The sequence below is a fragment of the Arthrobacter sp. P1_H7 genome (genome assembly GCF_056405215.1).
The window spans coordinates 1-15,612 of the sequence record NZ_JBFUCO010000002.1; the positions used below are offsets into that span (position 1 = coordinate 1).

The 15,612-nt window shown below is 67.4% G+C and carries 11 protein-coding genes; 4 read left to right on the plus strand and 7 right to left on the minus strand.

Annotated elements, in window-relative coordinates; all coding sequences use genetic code 11:
• The first annotated feature begins 254 nt into the window (after positions 1–254).
• The 3 genes from AC1DXI_RS00805 (at position 255) to AC1DXI_RS00815 (ending at position 3,136) form a co-directional block, all read left to right on the plus strand.
• Complete coding sequence (locus AC1DXI_RS00805; RefSeq protein ID WP_476937042.1) at positions 255–1,757, plus strand: CBM96 family carbohydrate-binding protein; 1,503 nt, start codon at positions 255–257, stop codon at positions 1,755–1,757.
• Between the two features lie 136 nt (positions 1,758–1,893).
• The gene (locus AC1DXI_RS00810) at positions 1,894–2,742 is read left to right on the plus strand and encodes an SDR family NAD(P)-dependent oxidoreductase (RefSeq protein ID WP_476937043.1); all 849 of its coding nucleotides are present in this window, start codon (positions 1,894–1,896) and stop codon (positions 2,740–2,742) included.
• 94 nt (positions 2,743–2,836) lie between these two features.
• Positions 2,837–3,136 (plus strand): excalibur calcium-binding domain-containing protein, encoded by a 300-nt coding sequence (locus AC1DXI_RS00815; RefSeq protein ID WP_476937044.1) that lies wholly within the window; start codon positions 2,837–2,839, stop codon positions 3,134–3,136.
• A gap of 122 nt (positions 3,137–3,258) precedes the next feature.
• Here the strand turns inward: AC1DXI_RS00815 and AC1DXI_RS00820 are convergent, their stop codons facing one another.
• From AC1DXI_RS00820 to AC1DXI_RS00850, 7 genes are all read right to left on the minus strand, one after another.
• Entirely contained in the window at positions 3,259–5,091 is a 1,833-nt protein-coding gene (locus AC1DXI_RS00820; protein WP_476937045.1) for a putative bifunctional diguanylate cyclase/phosphodiesterase, read from the minus strand.
• A gap of 218 nt (positions 5,092–5,309) precedes the next feature.
• A complete protein-coding gene (locus AC1DXI_RS00825; protein ID WP_090583485.1) occupies positions 5,310–5,636 on the minus strand; it encodes a GYD domain-containing protein in 327 nt (108 codons plus the stop codon).
• 144 nt (positions 5,637–5,780) lie between these two features.
• On the minus strand, positions 5,781–7,916 hold the full coding sequence (locus AC1DXI_RS00830; RefSeq protein WP_476937046.1) for a putative bifunctional diguanylate cyclase/phosphodiesterase: 2,136 nt from the start codon (positions 7,914–7,916) through the stop codon (positions 5,781–5,783).
• A gap of 104 nt (positions 7,917–8,020) precedes the next feature.
• Positions 8,021–10,294 (minus strand): putative bifunctional diguanylate cyclase/phosphodiesterase, encoded by a 2,274-nt coding sequence (locus AC1DXI_RS00835; protein WP_476937047.1) that lies wholly within the window; start codon positions 10,292–10,294, stop codon positions 8,021–8,023.
• Between the two features lie 149 nt (positions 10,295–10,443).
• The gene (locus AC1DXI_RS00840) at positions 10,444–11,616 is read right to left on the minus strand and encodes a glycosyltransferase family 4 protein (protein ID WP_476937048.1); all 1,173 of its coding nucleotides are present in this window, start codon (positions 11,614–11,616) and stop codon (positions 10,444–10,446) included.
• 385 nt (positions 11,617–12,001) lie between these two features.
• On the minus strand, positions 12,002–12,241 hold the full coding sequence (locus AC1DXI_RS00845; RefSeq protein WP_143264731.1) for a hypothetical protein: 240 nt from the start codon (positions 12,239–12,241) through the stop codon (positions 12,002–12,004).
• 67 nt (positions 12,242–12,308) lie between these two features.
• The gene (locus AC1DXI_RS00850) at positions 12,309–13,745 is read right to left on the minus strand and encodes a flotillin family protein (protein ID WP_079553343.1); all 1,437 of its coding nucleotides are present in this window, start codon (positions 13,743–13,745) and stop codon (positions 12,309–12,311) included.
• Positions 13,746–14,084: 339 nt separating this feature from the next.
• Here AC1DXI_RS00850 and AC1DXI_RS00855 point away from each other — a divergent pair, with 339 nt between their 5' ends.
• Positions 14,085–15,587 carry a phenylacetate--CoA ligase family protein gene (locus AC1DXI_RS00855; protein WP_476937049.1) on the plus strand — a complete coding sequence of 501 codons (1,503 nt, stop codon included), beginning with the start codon at positions 14,085–14,087 and terminating at the stop codon, positions 15,585–15,587.
• The last annotated feature ends 25 nt before the right edge of the window (positions 15,588–15,612 follow it).

Below are 15,612 nucleotides of genomic sequence, written 5' to 3' on the forward strand. Positions count from 1 at the left end.
CCACCAGGTTGGGGTCCTCCCGCATTTAACCCCCAAGAGACCCTTGTTGAATCCGGCGGGCAGCGCTGGCACCTGCGTAATAGCCATGGAAACCTTGGGAATTCCTTTAACCGATACAAACCCTTGGAATACCTTTAGCCGGCAAGCTATTTCGGGCATGAGCATTGTGAGGCCGTATTTGACCGGCTAGGGTTTGGATTCCTACCAGCCACCGCGGCGCAGGGTGCGTCGACCGGACCTTATAGGAGTCCTAGATGCGCGTCGTTCCTGGCTTCGCCTTGGGCAAAAACGGTACCCATAGGCAACGCTTTAGCCGTTCCTTCTCGAGGCACCGGTGGATTTCCCTGGCGTCCGTCCTTTTCCTCATGGCCGGCACAATTTCCCTTATTGCCGGCCCCGCGGAAGCCGCCACGCTGACCTTTTCAACGACGGCTGACGCCGTCGTAAAGCGTGACAGTCCCACCATCAACTTCCGCACGGCGACCGGCCTCAAGGCCGATAACTCGCCGGTCGAAATGATCTTCCTCAAACTCACGGTAACCGGTACTGCCGGCAGCACCGTGACCGGCGCCAAGCTCCGGCTGTTCGCTACGGATCCATCCAACTCAGGCGGCCAAGTCCGACGGGTCCTCAACAACTCCTGGAGTGAGAACACGATCACCTTCAACAACGCGCCCGTTGCGGAAACGCCGATTGTGGCGTCGCGCGGCGCTGTTGCCGATAACACCTATGTGGAGTTTGATCTCTTCGGCGCGATTAAGGGTGACGGGACGTATTCGTTCCGCATCAGCAACACATCCTCTGACGGCGTCATTTACAGTTCCAAGGAAACTTCCGTCACCACGCAACGGCCTCGATTGACTGTCACCACGAACGCGACGCCGCCGCCCCCGCCTCCGCCGCCACCGCCGCCGCCTCCGCCCCCCGGCGACAATCCGTGCGGCACGGCAACCGCCCCGCCGGCGAAATACGACCACGTCATGTGGGTGATTTTTGAGAACAAGACCTATTCACAGGTCATCGGGAACGCCAGCGCGCCGTACATGAGCACGAAAGCGAACCAGTGCGCCTCGGTTTCCACCTGGAGTGACGCCGGCCTGGGTTTGCCCTCGTTGCCGAGCTATCTGGCCATGACCTCGGGCAGCACGCAGGGCGTCACTTCCGATTCGAACCCCTCGGGCCTGCCGCCCATTACGGCCGACAATATCTTCCGGCAGGTGCGTACGTCCGGCCAGTCCTATAAGAGCTATATGGAGGACATGCCTTCGAATTGCCGGCTGAGCGCGTCCGGCCTGTATGCCGAGCGGCACAACCCCGAAATCTACTACCAAGGGACGGGGGACCGGGCGGCATGCGCGGTCAACAATGTGCCTCTGGGCACCGTGAGCGCCGGGCAGCTGGCAGGCGACCTGGCCAACAACACCCTGCCGAATTTCTCCGTGGTGGTGCCGAATGTTTGCAATGACATGCATGACTGCAGCGTCGCGACGGGCGACACCTGGCTTTCGCAATGGCTGCCGGTCATCTTGAACAGCCAAAGCTACCGGGCGGGACGAACGGCGATATTCGTACTTTTTGACGAAGATACTCCGATCCCCAATTTCGTGGTGGCTCCATCCGTGGTCCCGGGCACCGTTATCCAGGGCAACTACAACCACTACTCCCTGCTCCGGTCCACCGAAGAAATGCTGGCCATCGGCCCGAAGTTGCAGAACGCCAGCACGGCCCTGAGTTTCCGGTCGCCGCTGCGCATCTAGGCGTTGCGGGAGATTCCCAGCAGAGTCCCGGAAGGCTCCCGGCTCCGGCGGAACGAACTCCCAGTTGCACTCGTTAGAATTCGACGGGGCTGGATTCCAAAAGACCAGCCCATCGCTTCGTTCTAAGGACACCTCAATGCCCGAGCGCACTATCGTCATCACCGGAGCCAGCGACGGCATCGGCGCGTCCGCCGCGCGGACCTTCGCCCGGCAGGGGGAACGTGTGGTCGTCGTCGGGCGTTCCGAGCAGAAGACCGAGACGATCGCGAACGAATTCGGCGCCGATTTCTTTGTCAGCGACTTCGCCGACCTTGCCCAGGTGCGGACCCTGGCGGTGCAGCTGAAGGAAAAGTACCCGCGGATCGACGTCCTGGCGAACAACGCCGGCGGCATCATGGGACCCCGCGAGCTCACCGTGGACGGCCACGAGAAGACCTTCCAGGTCAACCACCTGGCCCCGTTCCTGCTCACCACCGAGCTGATTGAGGTGCTGACCGCAAGCCAGGCCACCGTCATCAACACCTCGAGCGTCGCGAATTCGGTCTTCGCCAAGTTCGACATCGACGACCTCGACGCGGCCACGAGCTACTCCACCAACCGCGCCTACGGCAACGCCAAGCTCGCCAACATCCTCTTCACCACCGAACTGCACAACCGCTACAACACCGAGGGGATCTCCACGGCGGCGTTCCACCCCGGCGGCGTGGCCACCAACTTCGCGGCCGAGTCCACGAGCCCCATGCGCCTGGCCTACAAATCCTTCCTCAAGCGCTTCATGCTGACCCCTGACCAGGGCGCGGACACCCTTGTGTGGCTCGCCAACGCCACCCCGGGCCACGACTGGATCTCCGGCGCTTACTACGCCAAACGGACGCTCTCCAAGGCCAACAGGCAGGCCTACGACGCGGGCCTGGCCAAGGCGCTGTGGCAGCGCAGCGAGGCGATGGTGGCCCAGGACCTCGACAAGCTGGACCCCCGCCCCTGAGCCTCACCGGAAACGCCGAAATCGTGGGTTAGCATTTTCCTGCCCCTCGCCGATCCGCGGCCGAGGGCTTCTACCTGGGGGAGTGCTCTTAAACGTGCGCCTGAAGAAATTGCTTATCGCGTCCCTGGCGGCATCCGCCGTCGTCCTGAGCGCTACGGCCGTGCCGGCATCCGCCGCGCCCGCGCCGAAGTCGTACAAGAACTGCACGGAGCTGAACAAGGTCTACCCGCACGGCGTCGGCAAGAAGGGCGCCCGCGACAAGACCAGCGGAAAGCCGGTCACCACGTTCCGCGTCGACAACACCCTGTACAGCTACAACGACGGCGGCGCGCGGCACTGGGGCGAGTACGACCTGGACCGTGACAACGACGGCATCGCCTGCGAAAGGCGCTAGGTCCGGTCCAACGATTGGCCAAGAACGGCCGCTAAGCCATGCTGCTTAGCGGCCGTTTGCGTCCAATGGCGGGGTGCAGCATCGATGGGGCGCGGTAGGCGTCGACTGAGGGTGCCGCACGCCTACCGCGCGGCGTCGACCTTGTCCAGGGCGTTCAGGGCACTCTCCATGGTCCCGGCCAGGTGGCTGGCGGGGGCCGGCTTGGCGAACAGGTAGCCCTGCAGGGAGTCGCAGCCGCGGTCCATCAGGTACTTGGCCTGCGCGGGCGTCTCGATGCCTTCCGCCGTGACCTTCAGGCCGAGGGCATGCGCTGCGCTGATCATGGTGGCGAAGAAGGGGAGCTGTTCCTGGCCGGTCTTGATCATGGCCACGAAGGAGCGGTCGATCTTGACCTTGTCCAGGGGCAGTTCCTGGAGCCGGCCGAGCGTGGAATATCCGGTGCCGAAGTCGTCCATGGCAATCCGGACGCCGGCGCCGCGCAGCTGCCGCAGCTGGCCCAGCACGTCCGAGGAGGCGTCGAAGAACACGCTCTCCGTCAGCTCAAGGGTGAGCTGGTGCGGGTCAATGCTCGTGGACGCGGCAATCGCGAGCACGTCCGCGGCGAAGTCCCGGTGCTGGAACTGCAGGCCCGAGACGTTCACGGCGACGCTGTAGGCAGGGTCGCCGGCCAGCCACGGCCGGATCTCGGCGCAGGCGCGGCGCAGGACTTCATCGCCGATCTCGCGGATCAGGCCGCTCTGCTCCGCGACGGGCAGGAACTGGTTCGGCGGCACCAGCCGGCCGTGCCGTTCCCACCGCGCGAACGCCTCGAACTGCACCACCGAACCGATGCCGGGCGACACCACGGGCTGGTAGTGCACAGAGATCTGGCCCAGTTCGACGGCGCGCCGGAGCCCGGAGTCGCCGTCGGCCTTGTGGGCCGCGGTGCTCAGCATCTCCGGCCGGAACCGCAGCCAGTTGTTTTTCCCGGCAGCCTTGGCTGCGGTCATGGCGGCGTCGGCCTGCCGCAGCAGTTCCGCCCCGTCCAGCGTCTGCCCTGACTTCGACGCCAGGCCCATGCTCACGCCGGGCCGGACCATGGAGCCGCCCACGCGCAGGGGCGCGTAGAGGGACTCGGCGATCCGCTTGGCCACCGCGTCCGCGTTGAGGCATTCGGTGAGCAGCACCGCGAACTCGTCGCCGCCGAGCCGGGCCACGGTGTCATGCGGGCGGACGCAGTTGCGCAGCCTGCTCGCCACCTCCACCAGCAGCTCATCGGCCGCGGAGCGTCCCAGCACGTCATTGAGGTGCCTGAAGTCATCGAGATTCAGCAGCAGGATGTCCACCGGATCCGGGCGGCGCAGGGCCGCGGCGAGCCGTTCGTTGAAGAGGGGGCCGTTGGGCAGCGCCGTCAAAGGGTCCCGGAGCGAGCCGGCCTTGAGTTCGTCGTCGTGCTCGGCAAACGCTGCGGGCGCGGCAGCCGCTGGACCTCCGGAAAGAGAAGCTCCCGCTGAACCGGAAGTACGACGGCGGGCAAAGTCGCCGCTGAGGGAACGGCCGGCGCTGCCGGCGCCCGGGTTCCCTCCGGCGGCGCCGCGGATGGAGAGGGCAACGGACGTTCCGGCGTTGGCCGCTCCGGCCGGGGCGGGGACCAGCGAGCAGGTGATTTCGACCGGGAGTTCGGTGCCGTCGGCGCGGCGGCCCGAGCCGGCAAACCGGGGGCTGGCGGACGCGGAGCTGGAGAACGGCGAACCAGGGCTTGCGGCCTTGCCCAGCCCGGCCAGGACGCCGTGGAATTCCTCCCGCGAGGCCTCGGCCAGGAGCATGCTGTGGTCCGCGCCGAGCAGCTGCGCCCGGGAGTAGCCGAAGAGCCGTTCCGCGGCCGCATTGAGGAAGGAAATGGCTCCGTCCTGACCGACCAGCAAAAGTGCGTCCGGGCTGTACTCCAGCAGTTGTTGTGCGAAACCAGCTTCCACGATGTCTAACAGCCCCCCGGCGATGAATACGGATAGCGGGCACCTTGCGGAGAGCAGGCGCACTGCGCTGACTGAATCATATGCGGTGCGGGCTCCCCGGACGTGATGGCCATCATGCCGCAACAAAATGTGTCGGACCCGCCGGCTGCGGCGGCCTACCCGGGCACCAGGAGTGCGTTGCACTGCAGCCTGGCCGCAGTGCAAGTTCGCCCGGAATGTCAGGTGCCGGGAGGCCGGTACTTAATCTGTTCGGCTTTCCGCAGGGCTTCCATCGTTTCGTCGACGGTCAAGAGCACTGTCGTTTCGAAAGAGCTCAGTGCGCCTCCTCCGCTGATCGCCAATGCAACCGCGGCCATGGACACGTTGTCGGGAGCCTCCCACAAGTTATAGCCGTCGTGGGCGCCGAATGCGTACCAGAATCCATGGAGTTTTCCGCCGACCGATTCGATGTAGGCTTGGGCGGCCTTTCCGCGGTCCTCGGGGTTGCTCATCAGCCTCGCCCAGGTCTCCGGTGTGTAGCTGAACTTCGACAGATAGAGCGGCATCGTCTCTTCCTTTCGTTCGCTTTCGGATGTGCGGATTCACCAAGAATGGCAGTCTGCTGCCACGCCAGCAATGAGGAACATCTACGTTGGGCAGCTGAATTATCGGCCGGAGACCAGCACCGGAGACGTTCAATGCCAGCCCGGCTATCCGGGCAGCGGCACGCCCTCGAGGTCAGCGATGGCCGCCGCCGAATTCCGGACGGCGCGCTGCCTGGCCGCCCCGGGTTCAGGGCGGGAGAAGAGGAAGCCCTGCAGGGCATCGCAGCCGTGGTCCATGAGGTAGCGTGCCTGCGCCGGTGTCTCGATGCCCTCGGCCGTGACCTTCAGCCCCAGGCTTCGGGCCATGTGGATCATGGAGGTGAGGATGGGCAGCTTTTCGGCGCCGGTCTGCAGCATCGACACGAAGGACTTGTCGATCTTCACCACATCCACGGGCAGGTCCTGCAGGCGGCCCAGCGAGGAATAGCCGGTCCCGAAGTCGTCCAGGGCCACCCGGATGCCGGCCTGGCGCAGGGTTTCGAGCTGGCCGATCACGTGGGAGTGGGCGTCGAAGAACACGCTCTCGGTCACCTCCAGGACCAGCTGGCGCGGGTCCACGCCGCTCCAAGCCGCAATGTCCAGGACGCGCTCGGCGAAGTCCCGGTGCTGCAGTTGCACGCCGGAGACGTTGACGGCCACGCTCCGGAACGGGTCCTCCCCAAGCCACGGGGCGAGCTCGGTGCAGCTGCGCCTGAGCACCTCGGCGCCGATTTCCCGGATCAGGCCGCTTCGTTCGGCGGTCTCGATGAACTCGTCCGGCGGAATCAGCTCACCGTCCCACTCCCAGCGGGCCAGGGCCTCGAACTGCACCACCTCGAGCCGGTCACTGGAGATGACGGGCTGGTAGTGCACGGTGATCTGCCCCAGCTCCACCGCCCTCCGCAGCCCGGCCGTGAGCTGGGTGCGCTCCAGCAACGCGGCCAGCATCTCGGGCCGGAAATGCACATAGCAGTTCTTCCCGGCCTCCTTGGCCGCGTACATGGCCAGGTCCGCCTGCCGGAGCAGCTCCGACGAGGTCTCCGTGCCGGCGTCGCGCGAGGCCACGCCCAGGCTGAGGCCGGGCCGCATGAGCGTTCCCTCGATGGAGACCGGGGCGTTCAGGGTGCTGACCACGCGCTGGGCCACGGTGTCGGCGTCCCGGCAGCCGACCAGCAGGACCACGAACTCGTCCCCGCCCAGCCGGGCGACCGTGCCGTGCGGACCCACGCAGTTCTGGAGCCGGCGGGAAATCTCGACCAGCATCTCGTCGCCGGCATGGTGGCCCAGCACGTCGTTGACTTCCTTGAAGTCGTCCAGGTCCAGCAGCAGCACGTGCACCGGTTCCGGGGTCAGCAGTGCCGCGGCGGCCCGTTCGTTGAAGAGCATCCGGTTGGCCAGCCCGGTGAGCGGGTCCTGAAACGCGAGTTCCTTGAGCTTGCCGGCCTGCTCGGCCAGTTCGTCCATGGCGCGGCGGGCCTGGTCCTGGGCGCGCCGGCGCGAGGTGATGTCCCGGAAGTTCCAGATCCGTCCCACGATCGCGTCCGCCACCTTCTGCGGCCGCGAGTACAGCTCCACGGTGCGGCCGTCGGCGAACTCCAGGACGTCGTGGCTTTGCATCAGGCTGTCCGCGTAAAGCGCTTCAACTTTCTGCAGGAAGGAGTCGGGATCCACCAGCTGGTCCGCAATGAACCGCACCAGCGCAGTGGGGTCCTCGGCCGCGATCAGTTCCGGCGGCATGCCCCACAGCTTCAGGTACTGGTCATTGATCCCGGTGATTTGGCCTTCGCTGGAGAGCACGACGATGCCGTCCGACGTCGATTCCAGCGTGGCGTCCACGAGGGAGAGGGCCAGCCGCCGGCCGGAATCGGGGTCGTTGCGGTGCTCGGCGTCGCGGACGGCTACCGCCATGGCCGTGCCGCCGTCGACGCTCACCAACGAGCACGTGATCTCCAGGGCGAGGTCCGAGCCGTCCCGGTGGAGTCCGGCGGCGGCGAACGGCCGGCTGCCGGCCGGGCTTTTGCGTCCCAGCCGGCCAAAGACCCGCAGGAAGCCGCCGCGGGCTTCCTCCGAGAGCAGGATGGTGTGCTGAACGCCGAGGAGTTCCTCGCGGGGGTAGCCGAACAGCCGTTCCGCGGCCGAATTCACGAAGGCGATGGTCCCGTCCGCGGTCAGCAGCAGAAACGCATCAGGACCCTGCTCCAGCAGGTCTTCACCAAATCCAGTTCCCACGACGATACCGGCCCCCAAGCGACGGAAGTTCATAGAGCGATGATGTTCCCGGCCGAGGTGCCCGGAGCAATGCATTTCACTGAATCATAGGGTCCTTCGGCCCCGTGTCCAGCACATCGGCCATGGAACTTTGCGGGTCACCGGTTGCCGGGCACCCGATCGCCCCGCAGCGCGGCGATGGCCAGGGCCGCCCGGTCCAGCGCGGGCTGGAGCGTGGCCTCCGGCTGGGGGCCCGAGAACAGGAAACCCTGCAGGGAGTCGCAGTGCAGCTTCATCAGGTAGCCGGCCTGGGCCGCTGTTTCCACGCCCTCCGCGGTGACGGTCAGGCCCAGTCCGTGGGCCATCCCGATCATGGCGTTCAGGATGGGCAGCTGCTCGGTGCCGGAGTTGATCATGGACACAAAGGACTGGTCGATCTTCAGCGTGTCCACGGGCAGGCCCTGCAGGCGTCCCAGGGAGGAGAAGCCGGTGCCGAAGTCGTCCAGCGCCACCCGGGCACCGGCCGCGCGCAGGGTCATGAGCTGCTGGATCACATGGCAGTCGTCCTCGAAGAAGACGCTCTCCGTGACCTCCAGGACCAGCTGGCGCGGGTCCACGCCGCAGGATTCCGTCACGGCCAGGACCAGCTCGGCGAAGTCCCCGTGCTGCAGCTGGACACCGGAGACGTTTACGGCCAGGGACCGGGAGGAGTCCTGGTCCAGCCAGGGCTTGAGCTCGGTGCAGCCGCGCAGCAGCACCTCGGTGCCGATCTCGACAATGAGGCCGCTGCGTTCCGCTGCCGGAATGAAATGCTTGGGCGGAACGAGCGCCCCGTCGCGCACCCAGCGGGCCAGGGCCTCGACCTTAGTCACGGTCCCGCTGCCCGCGGAGACGATCGGCTGGTAGTGGACGGCGATCTGGCCGTTGTCCACGGCGTGCCGCAGGCCGGCCTCGAGGTCGTTCCGGTCGACGAGGGCCTTCATCATCTCCGGCTTGAAGCGCATGTACCGGTTCTTCCCGGCGGCCTTCGCGGCGTACATCGCGACGTCGGCACGGCGCAGGAGCTCGGAGGCGTCCACGACGGCCTCTCCGATCGAGGCGAGCCCCAGGCTGAGGCTGGGCCGGAGCATGGTGCCGTCGATCCACACCGGGACGCGCAGCGAGTCGACGATCCGCGCTGCGACCGCCTCGGGCTCCAGCGAGTCGAGCAGGAGCACCACGAACTCGTCGCCGCCGAGCCGGGCCACAATGTCGCTCGGGCGCACGCAGGCCCGCAGCCGCCGGCCGACCTCAATGAGCATCTGGTCCCCGGCATGGTGGCCAAGGATGTCGTTGACTTCCTTGAAATCGTCCAGGTCCAGGAGCAGGACGTCGACGGCGCCGCCGTGCCGGTCCGCCAGGGCGCTGGCGAGGCGGTCGTTGAACAGCTGCCGGTTGGACAGCCCGGTCAATCCGTCCCGGAACGCCAGCGCCTTCAGCTGGGCGGACTGTGCGGCGAGGTCTGCCATAGCCTGGGTGATCCGGTCCTGGGCAACCTTGGCCGCGGTCACATCCCGGAAGCTCCACACGCGTCCGACCACCTGGTCCGCGACTTTCTGCGGGCGGGAATAGCGTTCAAAAGTCCGGCCGTCGCGGAATTCCAGGATGTCGTGGCTTTCCGCGGCGGGATCGGCGTAGAGGGCCTCGACCTTCTCGACGAACTGGGCCGGATCCCGCAACTGGTCCAGGACGAAGGCCATGACCGCCTCGTCGTCCCCGGTGGCCAGCATCTCCCGCGGGATGCCCCACATGGTGAGGAACTGATTGTTGACGCCGGCGATCTCGCCCTCGCTGCTGACCACCAGGATGCCGTCGGCGGTGGATTCGAGCGTCGCGCTCAGCAGCGACATGGCCTCGCGGAGGCTGTCATCGTTCTCCGGCCGGTGCGAGGTGTCCCGGACCGCGGCGATCATGCTCGCGGAACCATTACCAGTCCCGTCCCGGGCGCCTGTACCGGTGAAGAAAATAGATCCGGCCACCTCGGCCTGGAACTCCGTACCGTCCCGCCGGACCCCGTAGGCCTCCACAGGCGCAGTGTCGGTGTCAGTTTCGGCGGCAGCGGCGCCGCCGTCGGTGTGGGCGCCGCGGCGGAGGTTGAAGAACAGCCGCTCGAGTCCGTTGCGGAACCCCTCGGCCAGGAGCATGCGGTGGTCCGAACCCACGAGTTCCCCGCGGGCGTACCCGAACATTCGCTCCGCGGCGGTGTTGACCATCCTGATGGTCCCGTCCTCGGCCACCACCAGCAGGGCGTCGGGGCTGGATTCCACCAGGTCCCCGTAGCCCGGGACCGCGGCGGAAACCCCCTGGGGGACTGTCCTGGGGACTGCGCCGGGCGCTTCCTCCGGGTACGACGACGCCGTCACCCGGCTACCGCCGCGCGAACCTGAGACCACCAACGAGACATTTAGAACCCTCCCCTCGGGAAATCATAGGCGCCGGGAGCCTGCCTTGGGTGTCAAGAAGGTGTCAACACGTGGGCGGCGCCGGATCCCTGCCCCTGTGGGAGGACCAAACGGGCCAGTTGCGCTATCACCTAGGGTGCTTAAAACCCCGGTTTGGCAGCCCCAAGTGATAGGGCAACGTGGGGGGAGCGGCCCACCTGGGACTCACCGATCACGGCCTTGTAGTGGTCAACGAGTTCGGCGCCGAGCACGGACCACGTCCGGCCCTGGACCGAGGCGTGCGCGGCCGTGGCGAACGCGCGGCGCTTGGCGTCGTCGCCCATCAGGTCCGTCACCCGGGAACGGAACCCGGCGAGGTCGCCGGGTTCGTACAGCCAGCCGGTCCGTGAGTTCTCCACGAGGTCCAGCGGGCCGCCGCGGCCCGTGGCCACCACCGGCACCCCGGACGCCATGGCCTCCTGGATGGTCTGGCAGAAGGTCTCGAACTCGCCGGGATGGACGAAGAGGTCGAAGGACGCCACTGCCCGGGCGAGGTGGTCGCCGCCGAGGAACCCGGTGAAGACTGCCTGCGGCAGGGCAGCTTCCAGAGCGGCCCGCTGGGGCCCGTCGCCGACGATCACCAGCCGGGTCCCGGGAACATCCGCCAGCACCGCCAGATCCTCCACCTGCTTCTCCGCCGCCAGCCGGCCCACGTAGCCGATGAGGCGCTCGCCGCCGGGCGCCACGGAAGCCCGCCAGCCGGCGTCGCGCTTCGCGGGGTTGAACCGCTGCGTGTCCACGCCGCGCCGCCACATGTCCACGCGCGGAATGCCGCGGCCGCGGAGCTGGTTGAGCGCGAAAGTGGAAGGGACCAGAGTGCGCGAGGCCAGCATGTGGATCTGGTCCACCCTGTTCCAGGCCCAGTTCTCCAGGAACGGGACACCGTAGCGCCCCGCATAGCCGGGCACCTCGGTCTGGTAGATGGCGACCGTGGGGATTCCGAGCTGGTGGGCGGCCTGCGCTGCCCGCCAGCCGAGCACGAACGGGGACGCGAGGTGCACGACGTCGGGCGCGTAGTCGGCAAGGATTCGCTTGACCCGATACACACCGCCCATCGCCACCCGCAGGTTCGCATAGCCGGCCAGCGGGACCGAAGGGAGCCGGAGGACGTGGGCGCCATAGACCTCGTCCGGTACATCCGTGTCCTGCGTGGACGGCGCGATCACCAGCACCTCGTCCCCGCGCTCCTGCAGATGCTCCAGCACGCGCAGGATGGAGTGGGTAACCCCGTTCATGAGCGGCAGGAATGATTCGGCGACGATTGCGATCCTCACCCCTCCACGGTGCGGGCGGCGGTTTGCGGCGCGGGGGAGCAGGCGTGGCCGGGAGGGGAAGAGTGGGTTAACAGGTGGGCGAACTCAGGAGGGAACCGCCACGGGCGGGCAGAAAGGCGGGCGGTTGCCGGGATCTAGTCGGGCACCCTCAAGTGGGCGCAGTCCAGCGCGGCCATGCGTCCACGGCGCAAACCCCACGAAGCAGCGGTGCCGGATGGCATGACGAAAGTCGAGCTACAGCGGGTCGGGCCAGTTGCCGACCGGGAAGCGGGCACGGATGCCGGAAACCGGACCGCAACGCGCACGCTTGTTGCCTTCCATCAGAAATACCTCCAGAGGCTACGGAACTTCAGAATACGCCCGTCGCCTCCTACCGTCCAGAGGGTCAATCGGCCTTGAGGACATCCGGAAGTTCGTCCACAAACACCGTCTGCGGCGGCTCAAAATAGATGACCAGGACCTGCTCGCCGACGGCGAAAACGCTGGTCTTGTCGAAGGGGTGCGCGTGGAAGGCACTGGTTCCGCCGCGGACGGGCAGCATGACCTCGCCGATGGTGCCCGGGCCGATCCGTCCGGTGACGCGCCCAATCTTTCCGGTCAGGCTCCGGTCGACATCCTTATGCATCAGAACCCCATTACATCAGAATCCCAGTTCATCAGGTCCTCCGGCTCTCCGCGCGCACGGCCGCCCCCTACGCCTCGGGCGCCTTCGCGGGCCGTTTGCCGCCATCCCGGGTGTTTTTGAGGGCCGTGGAGAGCGCCGGGAGGTAGTCGCCCACCTGTGCCAAAATCCCGCCGATCATCCGGTTGACCCCTTCGCCGCCGTTGAGAACGGTCATCTGGCCGACGTGCGCGAACGGCTCGGCCGCCGCCGCCACGATCGCCGGCATGTTCTCGGCGAGCTGCTGGGAGATGACGGCGTCCTGGTTGGTGCCCAGTGCTTCGGCGCGGGCCTTAATGCCCTCTGCCTCTGCCAGTGCCTTGGCTTTGATGGCGGAGGCGGCGGCATCGCCGCGGGCCTTCGTGGCGGCGGCCTCGGCCTCGCCGGTGACCTTGGTGGCCCCGGCCGCTGCTGCTGCCGCCGTCGCGTTCGCCTGGGCCTGCACCTCGGTCCGCCGGGCGTTGGCCTGGGCCTCTAGCTCGGTGCGCCGGGCCAGCGCCTCGGCAGCGCTGATGTCCGCGGATTTCTGGCCTTCCGCGTCGGTGCGCTTGGCGTAGGCCCTCGCGTCGGCGGGCTTGCGGACGGTGGTCTGCAGTTTCTGTTCCTCGCGGTCGGCCTCGAGCTTGGCCACCTCGGTTTCCTGGACCACCACCTGCTGGCGCGCCGTGGCGTCGGCCAGTGGCCCGGCCTGGGCCGCGTTCGCCTTGGCGCGCTCGGCATTGGCCTGCGCCTCGGACTGCCGGATGGCGGACAAGCTCCGGGCGTCGGCAATCAAGGCCTCGGCCTCCGCTTCCTTTTCCGCCGCCTCGCGGTTCCGGGTGGCCTCCGCGATGCGGGCCTCCATCTTGACCATGGCAATGTGCGGCTTGGCGATGTTCTGGATGTAGCCCGTGGGGTCCTGGAGGTCCTTGATCTGCAGCGAGTCGACGACGAGGCCCAGCTTCTCCATTTCGACGCCGCTGGCGCTGCGGACCTGGGAGGCCAGCTTGTCGCGCTCGCGGATGATTTCCTCGACCGTCATGCTGCCGATGATAGAGCGCAGGTGGCCTTCGAAGACGTTGTATACCTGGCTTTCCATCTTGGGCTGCTGGCCCAGGAACCGCCGTGCGGCGTTGGCAATGAACGGCGGGGCATCCCCGATCTTGTAGATGACCACGCCGTCGACAATCACCTGGATGCCCTGGGAGGTGACGCAGGAGACCTTGAGCTCGGTTTCGTTCAGCGTCAGGGACAGCGGCCGCACGGTCTGCAGGCCCGGCAGCACCAGGGCCCCCTTGCCGGTGACGATCTTGAAGTCCATCCCCTCCCGGGTTTCCAGCGTGCCGCGCGTCAGCCCGGAGATGATGAGGGCCTCGTTAGGTTCCGCCACCTTCCACATCAGTTTTGTTGCCACCCAGATGACGCCGACGACGGCGACCGCCCCCAGGATGATCGAAATGAGCGGATACAAAAATGACAAGTCCGGCATAACCAGGTCCTTTCACGGCGGTGGAAAAGATATAAAGCAAAGCCCCAAACGATGCTGCTGGCAGTCCCCGGCCGGCCCTGGAGACAGGAATTCCCACGCCGCCCAGCCAGCTGTTGTACACAGTCTGTGGTGCTTCCGGCCGGGAAGTCCAGCAATTCGACGGTGTCCGGGCATATGCCCAAGTCCCGCCGGTGCCTAAAGCCCCTGTTGGGAGCCTCCGCCGCCGTGCCAGCGTGGAAGAGGGTGCGAGCGCGGAAGGGTTTGAACGAGCCTGCCTGTCTGGGGGAGCGGGGAAGGGCCGAGGTCATGAGTGCCTGCCCGTGAAAGGAGTGATGGGTGATGCTCGGCTCTCCTCTCGGGATGACCCGGACCACCGGGATCGCGTGGGACATCTGGCGGGCCGGGCGGGCAAGCCAGGACGAGATCGGCCGCCGGCAACGGGACCGGCTCGCCGCGCTGGTTGAGTGCGCACGGTCCTCCTCCCCTTACTACCGCAGGCTGTACCGGGACGTCCCGGACATGGTCTCGGACTCAGCCACGGACCGGGCCAAGGATCTGGCCAGGTACTTAGGGGAGCTGCCTCCTGTGGGCAAGCGCGAGCTCATGGAGAACTTCGATGACTGGGTGACCGACCCCCACATCACGCTCGCCGGGCTGAAGGACGACCTGCTGGGTGACCCCTCACGGATCGGCAGCCTCTACCGCGGGCAGTACCTCGTGGTGACGACGTCGGGGTCCACCGGTGAGCCCGCGGTCCTGGTACATGACCGGACCTCGCAGCTGGTGGCCAGTCTCCTGGGCCCGATCCGCGAACGGCGGACCTTGATGGCGGCTAAGGAGGCGCGGGCTTTCCTGCGCCGGGGGCTGCGGGCCGCGGCGCTGATCGCGGACGGGGACCACTTTGCCGGCGTCGTGCTGACCGAAGCTGCTCGCCGGCGCAGCCCCCGCATCGCCCGCCGGGTGCGCGTATTCTCCGTGCTCCGGCCGCTCCCGGACCTCGTGGCGGACCTCAACGACTTCCAGCCGACCGTGCTCTACGGGTATCCGAGCGCCATGGCGCAACTGGCCGCCGAACAGCAGGCGGGACGGCTCCGGATCCATCCGCTCCTGGCGGTCGCGTCCGGGGAGGGCCTGGCGGCCCGCGCCGCGGCCGAGATCGAGGCGACCCTCGGCTGCCGGGTCAGCGTGCGCTACCTTGCCTCGGAGGCGCTCGCCTTGACCAGCCGCTGCCGGCAGGGACTGTTGCACGTCAACGCGGACTGGACCATCGTGGAGCCGGTGGACGACGCCTTCCGGCCAGTCCCGCCCGGCGAGCTCTCCCACACAGTGCTGGTCACCAACCTGGCCAACCGGGTCCAGCCGCTGATCCGGTACAACCTGGGCGACCGGGTGCAGCTGGGTGCCGGCCCGTGCGCCTGCGGCAGCCCGTTTCCCACGCTGCGGGTCGAGGGCCGCAGCGGCGACGTGCTGACCTTCGCTGCCGCCGACAGGGCAATGTCGGGAGGGACAGGGTTGGAAAGGACAGAGTTGGAAGGGGCAATGTTTGACGGGACAGCGTTGGACGGCAAAGTGGTGACCGTGCTGCCGTTGGCGCTGGGCACGGTGATCGAGGAGACCGCTGGCGTCCGCCGGTTCCAGGCGATCCGCACCGGGCCGGGCTCGCTCACGGTGCGGCTCGAGCTGTGGCCGGAGGCCGCGACGGCGGCCGTGCGGACGGCGGTGGGGGAGCGCCTGGGTGCGTTCTTCGCGGCCCAGGGCGCCGCCGGCGTCGACGTCCGGTTTAGCGATGAGCCGCCCCGGCCGGATCGCAGCGGCAAGTTCCGCGAGGTGTGGTCCGCCTGAGCCGGCTGCGGCCGTCGCTGCCGTT

What these genes read in the sequence shown, in the direction of transcription:
- AC1DXI_RS00805 (WP_476937042.1), top strand. Translation starts at nt 255, where the DNA reads ATGCGCGTCGTTCCTGGCTTCGCCTTGGGCAAAAACGGTACCCATAGG.
- AC1DXI_RS00830 (WP_476937046.1), bottom strand. Translation starts at nt 7,916, where the DNA reads ATGAACTTCCGTCGCTTGGGGGCCGGTATCGTCGTGGGAACTGGATTT.
- AC1DXI_RS00855 (WP_476937049.1), top strand. Translation starts at nt 14,085, where the DNA reads ATGCTCGGCTCTCCTCTCGGGATGACCCGGACCACCGGGATCGCGTGG.
- AC1DXI_RS00845 (WP_143264731.1), bottom strand. Translation starts at nt 12,241, where the DNA reads ATGCATAAGGATGTCGACCGGAGCCTGACCGGAAAGATTGGGCGCGTC.
- AC1DXI_RS00810 (WP_476937043.1), top strand. Translation starts at nt 1,894, where the DNA reads ATGCCCGAGCGCACTATCGTCATCACCGGAGCCAGCGACGGCATCGGC.
- AC1DXI_RS00850 (WP_079553343.1), bottom strand. Translation starts at nt 13,745, where the DNA reads ATGCCGGACTTGTCATTTTTGTATCCGCTCATTTCGATCATCCTGGGG.
- AC1DXI_RS00825 (WP_090583485.1), bottom strand. Translation starts at nt 5,636, where the DNA reads ATGCCGCTCTATCTGTCGAAGTTCAGCTACACACCGGAGACCTGGGCG.